Below are 11,326 nucleotides of genomic sequence, written 5' to 3' on the forward strand. Positions count from 1 at the left end.
GAAGCGCTCCAAGCGCTTCAAGGCCTTTGTCCTTATTGTCATTCGTTATCAATAGTGTGGCGTAACTGCGGTTAAAGGCCTTGAAGCGCTTCAAGGCCTTTGTTCCTTATTATCCATCTATCAGATGCGGTATAAACCTGCTTTTGTTATCCGTGATCAGTGTATCCGCTTCGCGGATACCCATGCCTGCAGCCTGCTGCGCGATCACCCAGCTGCCGATCACCGGGTATTTGCCATCATAGGACGGTAGTTCGAACAGCTCCTGAAAAACGTATCCCTCGCGGCCGTAGCTGCCACCGGAATTTTGTAAAAGCTGACCATTATCTACCAGGTCGATATTGGCGCCCTCGCGCGACAGGATCGGTTTCTTCACAAAACGCTTCATGCCATGTGCATCAAAGTAGGCTGGCAGCAGGTTGGGATGATTCGGGTATAACTCCCACAGGATCGGCAATATCGCCTTGTTAGAGAGCAGCATCTTCCAGCCGGGTTCTATCCAGTAAGCGCGGTTGCTATCTTCCAGGATGTTCCGGCCGAAATCTTCTTTCACCAGCCACTCCCAGGGATAGAGCTTGAAAATATTCTTTATCGGCTCTTCTTCCATATCCACAAATATGCGGTTATTGGTATCCCATCCGATATCGTCGATGAAAACAAGTTTGGTATCGATACCTGCCTGTATGGCGCAGTCCCGCATGTATTCCGTGTTGGTGAGGTCTTCCAGCGTTTGTTTGAGGCAGCTGAAATGCAGCTTGCCGGGCCGCAGGTATTCCTGTAAGTATTTCCAGCCATCGATCAGTTTTTCGTGGATGGAATTGAACTGGTCTTTTGTTTTGTCGAAGTCCTGCAGCCAGAACCATTGCACGATGCCCGCTTCATACAGCGAGGTAGGCGTGTCGGCATTGAACTCGAGCAGTTTGAGCTGGCCATTCTTATAGCAGAAATCAAAGCGGCCATAGATGGCGGGATGATCTTCTTCCCAACTGCGTTCGATGTAGGGGATGATAAACTCCGGGATACCGAAGAGGTGATAGAGGTTGTTGTCCATCACATGCTGCGCGGCGCCGAGGCAGAGGTCCCACATGGCTTGTGTGGCTTGCTCTATGTTCAGCACTTCGCTCATGGTGAAGGAATAGTAGGCGCTCTCGTCCCAATAGGGCACGTCGGCGGTATGAAATCCAAACCCCAGCTTTTCCACGGCTTGCTGCCAGTTGTTGCGCGGGGCGGTAGTGATTCTTTGCATGAGATAACGTTGAAGTATATACGATGACGTATCAGGAAGACGAGGATACGCTGAAGCCGTGGCCGCCGAAGCCGCCGCGGATGATACCGCTTTTTACGCCATTGGCGCCCATATTGGCATGTTCGCTTAGTCCGCCGGAATAGTAACCAGCGCGATGATAGCCGCCATCATAATAGGAGCCATAAGGCCGGAAAGCATAGTACCACAGGCCCGGGCCATAAGAATGGTAATAGGTGCGGTTGTAAGAAGCGGTGGTATCGCCGCGCATGTATACCCTGCGATGGTCAGGGGAGGGGCGGTGGCAGCTGGCCAGTACAGCGGTGATCAGCACGAGCTGGATGTGCCCCGACTTTTTGAATAACTTATTGTACGGTGACATAAAACTCGTAGTCTTTTTTCAGTTTAACTTCTTTTTGTTCACCATTTTCGTTTTCGGCGGTTGCTGTGCCGGTGCCGAGTGCAGGCACGGTATCGCGGTGCTCTATCGTGCGGTACAGGTTGTAGTTGGCCCATACTTTATGAGTGGTCACGATCACGTCACGGGTGCTGTCGAGGTGCTCGCTGGTGATCACCGTTTCCACTGCGCCGGCTTTGTTCACCGTGGTGGTAATGTCTTCATTTTCGTTGTCGCTACAGCTGCTGAAGCCTGCAAGCGCAGCTACTGCTAAAGCTGGCAAAAGAAAGGTCAGTTTCATGGTATTATAACGGGTATGTATATACGTTATTTAGTTTTTTCGGAGAAGATGATCTGGTTGTAGAAGGGATCGATCACCGTCACTTCCAGTGTATCCGGATCGTGATCCGACGGCCCGATGCCAGGACGGTTGTATTTGTATTCCTGATCCAGCAACCCTTTATGATAAGCGCGGAGGCCTTCACATTCAATGATGACTTTACCGCCGGGACTGGCGTCACCATGATGTTCCGACAGGTAGAGGGTAACATCCTGCCAGGATGCCGAGAGGAAAAAAGGGGCATTGTCCGGACGGTGCTCCCAGTCGATCTTAAAGCCCAGCCAGTTCACATAAAACTCCTGTACTTTATGATAATCAAATACCCGGAAGATGGGGATTACTTTTGCCATATGGTGATTATTTTTTCTCTACCAGGTCGCGGATAGCCACCAGTATGGATTGCCAGCCGCCGGCCTTCACGGTATCGTCATAACGTTCCTGCCCTTTTGCTACCGTGGCATAGTCGCCCTGCGTAGTAGTGAGCGTGGTGCTGCCATTATTTTCCGTGAGCTCGTAGGTGACGGTGAGGTAATTTTCCGGCAGGTCCGGTATATCTGAATTAGGATCGAGCACCGTGTACACCAGTTTTTTTCCGGGGATGATCTCTACCACATTACCTTTTACGGCTATCACTTCCACACCGTCGAAAAAGCCTTTCCAGAGGAGCGGACTGCCGGGCTGCCAGTCGGACAGCGCCTCGCAACCGAACATATATTTTTTTGTTTGTTCGGGGTTTACCAACATCTCCCACACAGTGGCAGCAGGGGCCGCAATGGTAATACTGTTCGTAACAGTCAACGGATTACTCATGAATAATGGATTGTAGAAGTAAAGGTAATAATTTAATATTCTCCTATCTTTATCTACATAAGAAAAAATGATGAAGACAAATATACGGGGCCGGTATATCAATATCACCTTGCATGTGCTCATATGGAGCACGCTGTTGTTGCTGCCTTACGTAGTATCTACAGCCGCCAATGGTTACCGCATCGGGCCTATCCCCGGCACTTTCTTTACCATCGCGGGTTTCATTCATATGGGCATATTTTACGGCAATGCCTATTGGCTGTGGCCGCGTTTGATGAACCGGCAATATTGGTGGCTCTATGTGATCAGCGCATTGCTGTTGATCATCGTGTCGTTTCAATTGAAATACCGCATCATGCAGGCGTGGTATCCCGTACTGATGATGGATACCGCTAATTACCGCCTGGTGTTCGCCCCCTCGGTGGTAGTGTTTGTGATCAGCGTGGTTTACCGCCGCGTGCTCGACAAGATCGTGGCCGAGCGGGAGCAGAAAGAGAAGAAAGCGGAAGCGCTGGCCACGGAACTGAAGTTCCTGCGCTCGCAGGTAAGCCCGCATTTCCTTTTCAATGTGCTCACCAACCTGGTATCGCTGGCGAGGAAAAAGTCGGACCAGCTGGAACCCGCGCTCATCATGCTTTCCGACCTGATACGTTACATGCTGTACGACTCGCAGGTGAAGAAGGTATCACTTGACAAGGAAATCACCTATCTCGAAAATTATATTGAATTACAACAACTCCGCTTCGGCAATGATGTAGATATCCATACTGAAATGTTATTGGACGACAGCGCGCAACAGGCCACCATCGAGCCGATGCTGCTGATCCCTTTTGTAGAGAACGCCTTCAAGCACGGTACCGGCTATACGGAGCGGCCCTTCATCCGTATAGCGCTGACATTGCAGCAAGGCACGCTTACCTTTGATGTACAGAATGGTTTCGACCGCGAGCAGGATAAAAGCAAGGACGATGCATCGGGTATAGGGCTTGCCAACGTAAAGTCAAGACTACAGCTGCTTTACAAGGAGCGGCACCGGTTGGTGATCACGGAAGATGAGCACCTTTTTCACGTAAAGCTAACTTTGAAACTCATATGATACGCTGTATTGCAGTTGATGATGAAAAGCTGGTGCGCGACCTGCTGGAAGATAATATCCGGCAGGTGCCCTTTCTGCAACTGGTGGCCACCTGCAAAAATGCGCTGGAGGCCAACGAGGTACTGCAATCCGAAACGGTAGACCTGATGTTCCTCGATATCCAGATGCCCCGCCTCAGCGGCTTGCAGCTGTTGCAAAGCCTTATGCATCCGCCGCTGGCGATACTCGTTACCGCCTACGAACAATATGCCCTCGAAGGTTTTGAATTACAGGTGGCCGATTACCTGCTCAAACCTTTTTCTTTCGAACGTTTCCTGAAGGCCTGCAATCGCGCCAAAGACTTGCTGCGCCTGCGTGAGAGCAAGCCCCGTGAAGTGACCGATTTTTTTGTGAACGTGGAATATACCCTCGTGAAGATCGTGGTGGCAGATATTGAATACATAGAAGGATTGAAAGATTATATCAAGATCTATCTCAGCTCCGCCCCCAAGCCTGTGCTCACCCGCATGACGATGAAGGCCATCGAAGAAAAGCTGCCCGCCACCGGCTTTATCCGCACGCATAAATCTTACCTGGTGGCCGCCAGCAAAATCACTACTATCAAGCGTGACCTGGTATGTATCGGTGAAAAGGAAATACCTGTCAGCGAATTTTATAAAGAAAATGTGACCCGCTTGCTGAATGGCTGACCCGGGATTTCGTCGCTACACTTTCCCGTCTTGTCTACTCTCCGTTAAACGCGCTTTGCTTCCCCAGTAGCTTTGTTACAGAATCTGGAAGCAATGAAACTACTTACATATATCCTGCTGTGCTGCGGCTTTGCGGCCTCGGCGCAGCACCGCATCAGCGGCCATGTGAAAGACAACAGCGGCGCGGCTATTCCCGCTGCCAGCGTGTTGCTGAACAGAACGCCTGCGGCTACTACAGACAGTGCAGGGCATTTTCAGGTGAGGACGAATGGGAGGGTGGTGCTCGGCATTTCTTCCGTAGGTTACCGCAGCTGGAAACAGGAATTACCAGCTGTTGATACCAGCATGGATATTGTATTACAACCCGATGCCCGCGGCCTGCAAATGGTGACTGTGAGTGCCGGCGCTTTTGAAGCGAGCGATAAAGCCAAGGGCGCCTCGCTCACCCCGATCGACGCCGTAACGGTAGCCGGCAGCAACGCCGATATTACACAGGCTTTGCGCTCGCTGCCCGGCGCCCAGCAAATCGGCGAACAGGATGGCCTCTTCGTAAGAGGCGGCGCCAGCGATGAAACCAAACAGTTCATCGACGGCGCCCTGCTGAAGAACCCGAACTATCCTGCGGTGCCTGGCATCACACAATATGCGCGGGTAAATCCTTTTCTTTTCAAAGGCATTCTCTTCAGCACCGGCGGATACTCTGCCCTTTATGGCCAGGCCATGAGCAGCGCGCTCATCATGGAAAGCGTAGACCTGCCGGAGAAATCATCCGCCAGCTTCAGTTTATTTCCCGCTAATATGGGTGGAGGAATGCAGCACCTCGCGGCAGATAAGCGTAGCAGCTATGGCCTCACTTTGCGCTATAGCGATCAAAGCTGGTATAACCGCATTGTGCCGCAACAGCCAGACTATTTCGCCGGCCCGCGATATTTTGAAGGCGATGCCAATTTCCGCATCAGGACAGGCAAAACCGGTATGCTGAAATTCTATACCAACTGGAACAGCAGCACCGTAGGCATGAACAACCCTGATATTGATAGCGGCGCCTTGCGCGATCATTACCAGGTGCGGGGCCGCAACAGCTATAATAATCTCAGTTACCGCTCCGCCATTGGCCGCCATTGGAAAATGGAGCTGGCACTGGCTTACAGCTATAACCGCAACCATGCCACCAATCAACTGATCGATAGTAATAATGCCGCTGTGATCATCCACAAAACACCTTACGATTACAAGCATTACAGCAGCTTGATCGATAATAATTTTGCGCAGGGCAGGGCGGTATTTACGTATAGCCTTCCACGTGGGCAGGCGCTGCGTTTCGGGGCAGAGCATTTTTATTCGCATGATCAGGGGAAGGTCAACGACACGGCGGTAGCTGTCACGGATCATCTCAGCGCAGCCTTCGCCGAAGGCGATATTTATCTTGCCAATAACCTCGCTGCCAAAGTGGGTATCCGGCTGGAGCATTCGTCGCTATTGCAACAATGGGTTGCCGCGCCGCGCATCAGCCTGGCCTACCGCCTGCCGGACGGCGGACAATTCAATCTCGCCTATGGCATCTTTTACCAGGAGCCGGCCACCGCGTATCTCTATCATGTCCGCGGGCCGGGATTCTCCAGCGCTACGCACTACGTGCTCAACTATACGAAAAAAGCCAATAACCGCTTCTTCCGCGTGGAAGCGTATTATAAAAAGTATGCGCACCTGTTGCGTACCGTGCCCGAGCTGAATGACAACGGTGACGGCTATGCGAAAGGGGTGGAGTTCTTCTTCCGCGATAAGAAAAGCATCCGTAACCTGGATTACTGGATCAGCTATACTTTCCTCGATACGAAGCGCACATTCCTGGATTACCCGTATGCTTTGCAACCAACGTTTGCAGCGCCGCATACGGCCACTATCGCTATCAAGAAGTTCATCCAGTCCATCAGCACCAGCGTGAACGTTTCTTATGCTGTAGCTGCCGGCAGGCCTTACTATGATATCCGCTACGATGGGCGGCTGGCCAACCAGGGTACCACCAGGCCTTACAGCGTGATGAACCTGCACGTGGCTTACCTCGCGGGCTTCTTCAAACATTGGAAGAACAAGGATTTTTCAGGCATCGCGTTCGGGGTCAATAACATCTTTGGCAATAAACAGGAGTTTGGCTACCGCTATAGTTATGATGGACGATACAAGACGCCGGTAACGTTGCCGGCTGCACGTAGTTATTTTCTCGGGGTGTTCCTGAGTTTCGGCATCGACAGAACAGCAGATTTTCTCAACAATGATCTATAAAAACAATTCTCTCATGAAAAAATTAATGACAGTCCTGCTCGTATTACTGGTATCGCACACCTTTGCGCAGGGCAACGGAGACGCTTTACAGCAGGCGGTTACACGCCTCGACCAGGCAAAAACGGTGAAAGATTATGAAGCGCTGGAAAAAACTTTTACGGGTATTGCAGGCGGCAATAACAATTGGCTGCCTTACTATTACGCGGCGCTTTGCAATGCCCGTATCGGCTTCCTGCTGCAGGATGATGGCGAAAGGATAGAGCCTTATAGCAACCGTGGCGAAGAGCAGGCGAAGAAAGCAATATCCCTGCTGGATACCGCCAAACAGCGGCAGGAAGCCGCCGAAGTGTACACGGTGATGAGTATGGTGTACCGCACCAAAGTGTTCATCAATCCCATGACTTACGGCCGGCGTTTCGGCCCCTTGTCCGATCAGTACCTGAAACTGGCGCGGCGCTTCAGTCCTGATAACCCGCGCGCCTTGTATTTGGCGGCCTGGACGAAATACTACACCCCCAAACTCTGGGGCGGCGATAAAGATGAAGCAAAGCGATTGGCGAGAGAGAGCCTGGCTAAACTCGGTAACAGCAGCGGCGTAGCGCCACATTGGGGTAAGGCAGAAGATGAGGCCCTGCTGGCGAAGTAAATTATTTTTCCACTTTTAAAAATGTACAAAATGGGTTTCGCAGCAATCATTATCATACGCATACTCTTTGCAGCGTGTATGGTATTTATTATCGGATATATTTTTGGTGGCTTTAGCAAGAGCCCCGTCCTTACCGGCTTCTCGAAGGCCGCAGCCATACTGGTGATCTTCCTGTTTATTGGTGCAAATGTGTTGCTGATGCGCTTCGCATGGCAGCATCATGGATGGAGCCGTTTCGGATGCCACGGCGCCGATACGGTGTATAAGGAACAGCGTATTCAACAGTAATGGCGAAGAGGCAAGCGATGTGTGTGACGCTTGCCTCTTTTGTTTTTATATGCTGCTGTTGTTATTGTTTGATCAGGCGATGATAAGATACATAAGAGCCGATCAGGAGGGCCAGCGCGATCAGCGGGAAGATGGCCTGTCCGCCGAAACCGTCTACTGCGGTATGTCCTACGAAGGCGGAGATAAAATTGATACCGAAGCCTACATAAGCCCATTCTTTATAACGGGGAGGCACCATGGGCAATATCAGCAGGAGGCCGCCGAGCACTTTACCTATGGTGAGCTCAATGCGGAAATAGTCCGGATAGCCCAGGTGCGCAATACCTTGTTTGGCCAGTTCGGTATTAAAAGTGAAAGCAGGTATGACGGAATCCAGCAGGAAGATGAGGCTGGTAAATACCCAAAACAGGATCTTGTCTCTTTTTGCAGTTTTTTGCAGTGTTAACGTAGTCATAGTGGTAGTATAAAGGTTTAAGAAATATTGTTTCGTGTTGTTGATGATGTAAAATTAGTTCGCGATGTCAGGAATTGTGGTCCGCGTTAAGGACAAACTAAGGGGGGATTTTGGCAATTTTTTCCCGCTAATTCCGCTATGGTAGGAGATTGCGCCAAAGGAGAGGGGCGATTGCGTCAGAAAAATAATTATAGACAAATTTGTCTATAATAAAAAAATGACTATCTTTGTATCGTTATGGCAAGACCAGGAAATCCAAGAGAGAAGATAATGGCCACGGCGGCGCGGTTGTTCTTTGAGCAGGGCTACCAGGCAACGGGCATCAACCAGGTGCTGGAAGAGGCGGGTGTGGCGAAGGCCAGTTTATACACGCATTTCGGTTCCAAGGAAGAGCTGGGGCTGGCCTACCTGAAAGAGGCCAGGGTGGCATGGTTTGCCGGCATCACGGCTATGGTGGATAAGAAGCAGTCGCCGGCCGAGAGGCTCCTCGCCATTTATGATTTCCTCGAACAAAGCATGCTGGCGAACCAGTTCAGGGGTTGCCGATTCATTAATATGCTGGCGGAACTGGGAACTGAGGGCGCAGCCATGCAGGAACAGATACGCGAGCATAAGGAGCAGCTGCGCCGCTACGTGCGCAAGCTGGCCGCCGCGGCCGGGCAAACGGCAGCCACCGGCGATATCGCTTACCTGCTGTTCGAAAGCGCCATCACGGAATGTAAGATCTACCGCGACCTCTGGCCCGTGAAAGCTGCTAAAAAACAAGTGAAACAACTATTGTCTCAATAAATATATTTTTTTATCCAATTATAGACAAATTTGTCTATAATCACCAACACCAAGTATATGAACAACATTATTCCGCTTCCCGACAATGAAACCGCTCCTGTTGCGAAAACCGTATTGGACCATGTAGCCCGCAAAACCGGCCGTGTGCCTAACATGTACCGCGTAATGGCGCAATCACCCGCCGTTCTGGAAGCTTACGACGTCTTTGCTACCACCTTAAAAAAAGGACATATCGGCGCCAAATTAAGCGAGCAGATCGCCATCGCCTCCGCCGCCTACAACGGTTGTAACTATTGCCTCTCTGCGCACACCTTTGGCGGCAGCAAAGTAGGACTGAGTGAAGAAGAGATGCTCAAAGCCCGCAGCTTCCACGCCAGCGATGAAAAGAGCAATGCTGCCCTGCAATTTACCGGCAAAATGCTGGAAGCCCCGCAATCACTTTCTCCGGAAGACCTCACCGCACTGCGCGCCCAGGGCTTCACCGATGGCGAAGTGCTCGAGATCATCGCCAACGTAACCCGTAACATCTTCACCAATTTCCTGAACGTAGTTGCCGCCACACCGAACGACTGGCCCGCACTCGCCACACCGCTTAATACCACCAACCATGAAAAATGATCACCGCAGCCTGTTACTGACACGCCCTTTCGACGATGCCCTGCAAAACGCAAAAGATGCCATCATTCACAGCAACTTCTTATTGCTTCATGAAATCAATCCGCAACAGATACTCGCTAAGCACGGCTACGAGATCGGCCGCATAAGACAACTCTTATTTTTCGATCCCGCCTATATGTACGATCTCGTACAAAACGATCCCGAGGCTATTATAGAAGCCCCGCTCAAGCTCCTGCTGCGAGAAGTATCGCCGGAACAAACCATCCTTCAATACTTCCATATTCCCACTCACTTCGAAGGCTATACGCAGATAGAAAAGGTAGTGAAAGACATAGCAGAACGCCAGGATGAAATAGTGCGAAGCTTGTCTTAGCTCAGGATTATAATGATTGAAAGGATTAACAGGATTTTTTTTCAGGATTTATAAAGATTAAAGGAGATTGATGAGAAGATCAACAAGGGTCCAGCCCTTGAAGCGCTCAAAGCGCTTCAAGGGCTACCATCGCAAATATCTTCCCGTTAATCTTTTTTAATCTTTATAAATCCTGAAAAAAAATCCTGTTAATCCTTTCAATCATTATAATCCTGAGCTAAGACAACCTTCGCGTCAAGCAATTCATTATCTTGCGGATCAATTCTACAAAACTCTATGCAATACAACAAACTGGGTAGTACCGGCCTGATCGTGTCCAGGCTTTCCTTCGGTGCGATGACCTTCGGAAGTGATCCTTCCATTCCTTCGATTTATAAAGTAAATCAGGATGATGCCCGGCAGATGGTAGACCGCGCGCTTGCTGCCGGTATTAATTTTTTTGATACGGCGGATGGCTATGCTAACGGGCAATCAGAAATAATGCTTGGTCAATTATTGAAAGACCGCCGTCATGATGTGGTGATCGCTACCAAAGTAGGTTTCCGCACCGGTACGCCGGTAACGCAGGCAGGCCTTTCCCGCAGGCATATCCTCTATTCCTGCGAGCAGAGCCTCCGCCGCCTGGGTACGGATTATATCGATCTATATATCCTGCACAAAGAAGATCCTTACACTCCGCTGGAAGAATCGCTCGAAGCGCTGGATACCCTGGTACGCGCCGGAAAAGTACGCTACATCGGCTTCTCCAACTGGTCGGTATGGAAAGCCGCACTGGCATGGCAGATGCAGAAAGATAATGGCTGGGCTACTTTCTGCAGCGGACAAATGAACTATTCGCTCGTGGGCCGCGATGTGGAACACGATATCATTCCCTTCATGCAGCACAGCGGTATCTCTATGAACGTGTGGAGCCCGCTCGCCAGCGGTTTCCTGAGCGGTAAATATACCCGTGAGAACCTGAAAGATGAAAGCAACCGCCTCTCCGGCTTCGACCTGTTCCCTTTCGATAAAGAATTTGGATTCAAAGTAGTGGAGCAGCTGCGCGGTATCGCGGCAGCGCATAACGCTTCTGTAGCGCAAACTGCGCTGGCATGGCTGCTGGCAAAGCCTGTCGTATCAAGCATTATCGTAGGCGCCAGCAAAATATCACAGCTGGAAGATAACCTGAAAGCAATCGACGTAAAACTCGATGCTGCTGAAGTGGCCGCCGTGGACGAGTTTACGAAGCCCGTAGCGCTGTACCCGCATTGGTTCAACGCCAATCTCATCGATCCGGTACACAAAGAAATACTGCACTAAAACA

General features: G+C 50.7%; 15 protein-coding genes. 9 read left to right on the plus strand and 6 right to left on the minus strand.

From position 1 onward, the window contains the following. Positions 1-109: 109 nt before the first annotated feature. From FPG75_RS04850 to FPG75_RS04870, 5 genes are read right to left on the minus strand one after another with little or no spacing between them, the layout of a single operon-like run. Positions 110-1,243, minus strand: a complete 1,134-nt coding sequence (locus tag FPG75_RS04850) for a glutathionylspermidine synthase family protein (protein WP_143305465.1) — start codon at positions 1,241-1,243, stop codon at positions 110-112. 31 nt (positions 1,244-1,274) lie between these two features. Continuing rightward, entirely contained in the window at positions 1,275-1,622 is a 348-nt protein-coding gene (locus tag FPG75_RS04855; RefSeq protein ID WP_143305467.1) for a hypothetical protein, read from the minus strand. Then, positions 1,606-1,938 carry a hypothetical protein gene (locus FPG75_RS04860; protein ID WP_143305469.1) on the minus strand — a complete coding sequence of 111 codons (333 nt, stop codon included), beginning with the start codon at positions 1,936-1,938 and terminating at the stop codon, positions 1,606-1,608. The genes FPG75_RS04855 and FPG75_RS04860 overlap by 17 nt, the downstream gene beginning before the upstream one ends. Positions 1,939-1,964: 26 nt before the next feature. Continuing rightward, on the minus strand, positions 1,965-2,327 hold the full coding sequence (locus FPG75_RS04865) for a glyoxalase superfamily protein (protein ID WP_143305471.1): 363 nt from the start codon (positions 2,325-2,327) through the stop codon (positions 1,965-1,967). Positions 2,328-2,334: 7 nt separating this feature from the next. Further along, the gene (locus tag FPG75_RS04870; protein ID WP_143305473.1) at positions 2,335-2,787 is read right to left on the minus strand and encodes an SRPBCC family protein; all 453 of its coding nucleotides are present in this window, start codon (positions 2,785-2,787) and stop codon (positions 2,335-2,337) included. A 70-nt stretch (positions 2,788-2,857) separates the two neighbouring features. Here FPG75_RS04870 and FPG75_RS04875 point away from each other — a divergent pair, with 70 nt between their 5' ends. The 5 genes from FPG75_RS04875 (at position 2,858) to FPG75_RS04895 (ending at position 7,789) form a co-directional block, all read left to right on the plus strand. Then, positions 2,858-3,883, plus strand: coding sequence for a sensor histidine kinase (locus FPG75_RS04875; RefSeq protein ID WP_143306263.1), 1,026 nt, complete (start codon positions 2,858-2,860; stop codon positions 3,881-3,883). After that, positions 3,880-4,572, plus strand: a complete 693-nt coding sequence (locus FPG75_RS04880; protein WP_143305475.1) for a LytR/AlgR family response regulator transcription factor — start codon at positions 3,880-3,882, stop codon at positions 4,570-4,572. The genes FPG75_RS04875 and FPG75_RS04880 overlap by 4 nt, the downstream gene beginning before the upstream one ends. Before the next feature lie 93 nt (positions 4,573-4,665). After that, a complete protein-coding gene (locus FPG75_RS04885) occupies positions 4,666-6,855 on the plus strand; it encodes a TonB-dependent receptor (RefSeq protein WP_143305477.1) in 2,190 nt (729 codons plus the stop codon). A 13-nt stretch (positions 6,856-6,868) separates the two neighbouring features. Beyond that, the gene (locus FPG75_RS04890; RefSeq protein WP_143305478.1) at positions 6,869-7,501 is read left to right on the plus strand and encodes a hypothetical protein; all 633 of its coding nucleotides are present in this window, start codon (positions 6,869-6,871) and stop codon (positions 7,499-7,501) included. A 30-nt stretch (positions 7,502-7,531) separates the two neighbouring features. Then, positions 7,532-7,789, plus strand: coding sequence for a hypothetical protein (locus FPG75_RS04895; protein WP_143305480.1), 258 nt, complete (start codon positions 7,532-7,534; stop codon positions 7,787-7,789). A 61-nt stretch (positions 7,790-7,850) separates the two neighbouring features. On the opposite strand, the gene FPG75_RS04900 is transcribed toward FPG75_RS04895, so the two are convergent. Continuing rightward, on the minus strand, positions 7,851-8,243 hold the full coding sequence (locus FPG75_RS04900) for a DoxX family protein (protein WP_143305482.1): 393 nt from the start codon (positions 8,241-8,243) through the stop codon (positions 7,851-7,853). A 237-nt stretch (positions 8,244-8,480) separates the two neighbouring features. Here FPG75_RS04900 and FPG75_RS04905 point away from each other — a divergent pair, with 237 nt between their 5' ends. The 4 genes from FPG75_RS04905 to FPG75_RS04920 all read left to right on the plus strand — a co-directional run bounded on the left by FPG75_RS04905 (position 8,481) and on the right by FPG75_RS04920 (position 11,322). Then, entirely contained in the window at positions 8,481-9,032 is a 552-nt protein-coding gene (locus tag FPG75_RS04905) for a TetR/AcrR family transcriptional regulator (protein WP_143305484.1), read from the plus strand. Between the two features lie 57 nt (positions 9,033-9,089). Further along, positions 9,090-9,650: a carboxymuconolactone decarboxylase family protein gene (locus FPG75_RS04910; RefSeq protein ID WP_143305486.1), complete on the plus strand. Its 561-nt coding sequence runs from the start codon at positions 9,090-9,092 to the stop codon at positions 9,648-9,650. Next, on the plus strand, positions 9,640-10,023 hold the full coding sequence (locus FPG75_RS04915; RefSeq protein ID WP_143305488.1) for a DUF302 domain-containing protein: 384 nt from the start codon (positions 9,640-9,642) through the stop codon (positions 10,021-10,023). Before FPG75_RS04910 ends, FPG75_RS04915 begins: the two co-directional genes overlap by 11 nt. 276 nt (positions 10,024-10,299) lie before the next feature. Continuing rightward, entirely contained in the window at positions 10,300-11,322 is a 1,023-nt protein-coding gene (locus FPG75_RS04920; RefSeq protein WP_143305490.1) for an aldo/keto reductase, read from the plus strand. Positions 11,323-11,326 lie beyond the last annotated feature (4 nt).

Source organism: Chitinophaga vietnamensis, from assembly GCF_902167635.1.
Lineage (GTDB): Bacteria > Bacteroidota > Bacteroidia > Chitinophagales > Chitinophagaceae > Chitinophaga > Chitinophaga vietnamensis.

What these genes read in the sequence shown, in the direction of transcription:
- FPG75_RS04850 (WP_143305465.1), bottom strand. Translation starts at nt 1,243, where the DNA reads ATGCAAAGAATCACTACCGCCCCGCGCAACAACTGGCAGCAAGCCGTG.
- FPG75_RS04855 (WP_143305467.1), bottom strand. Translation starts at nt 1,622, where the DNA reads ATGTCACCGTACAATAAGTTATTCAAAAAGTCGGGGCACATCCAGCTC.
- FPG75_RS04860 (WP_143305469.1), bottom strand. Translation starts at nt 1,938, where the DNA reads ATGAAACTGACCTTTCTTTTGCCAGCTTTAGCAGTAGCTGCGCTTGCA.
- FPG75_RS04865 (WP_143305471.1), bottom strand. Translation starts at nt 2,327, where the DNA reads ATGGCAAAAGTAATCCCCATCTTCCGGGTATTTGATTATCATAAAGTA.
- FPG75_RS04870 (WP_143305473.1), bottom strand. Translation starts at nt 2,787, where the DNA reads ATGAGTAATCCGTTGACTGTTACGAACAGTATTACCATTGCGGCCCCT.
- FPG75_RS04875 (WP_143306263.1), top strand. Translation starts at nt 2,858, where the DNA reads ATGAAGACAAATATACGGGGCCGGTATATCAATATCACCTTGCATGTG.
- FPG75_RS04880 (WP_143305475.1), top strand. Translation starts at nt 3,880, where the DNA reads ATGATACGCTGTATTGCAGTTGATGATGAAAAGCTGGTGCGCGACCTG.
- FPG75_RS04885 (WP_143305477.1), top strand. Translation starts at nt 4,666, where the DNA reads ATGAAACTACTTACATATATCCTGCTGTGCTGCGGCTTTGCGGCCTCG.
- FPG75_RS04890 (WP_143305478.1), top strand. Translation starts at nt 6,869, where the DNA reads ATGAAAAAATTAATGACAGTCCTGCTCGTATTACTGGTATCGCACACC.
- FPG75_RS04895 (WP_143305480.1), top strand. Translation starts at nt 7,532, where the DNA reads ATGGGTTTCGCAGCAATCATTATCATACGCATACTCTTTGCAGCGTGT.
- FPG75_RS04900 (WP_143305482.1), bottom strand. Translation starts at nt 8,243, where the DNA reads ATGACTACGTTAACACTGCAAAAAACTGCAAAAAGAGACAAGATCCTG.
- FPG75_RS04905 (WP_143305484.1), top strand. Translation starts at nt 8,481, where the DNA reads ATGGCAAGACCAGGAAATCCAAGAGAGAAGATAATGGCCACGGCGGCG.
- FPG75_RS04910 (WP_143305486.1), top strand. Translation starts at nt 9,090, where the DNA reads ATGAACAACATTATTCCGCTTCCCGACAATGAAACCGCTCCTGTTGCG.
- FPG75_RS04915 (WP_143305488.1), top strand. Translation starts at nt 9,640, where the DNA reads ATGAAAAATGATCACCGCAGCCTGTTACTGACACGCCCTTTCGACGAT.
- FPG75_RS04920 (WP_143305490.1), top strand. Translation starts at nt 10,300, where the DNA reads ATGCAATACAACAAACTGGGTAGTACCGGCCTGATCGTGTCCAGGCTT.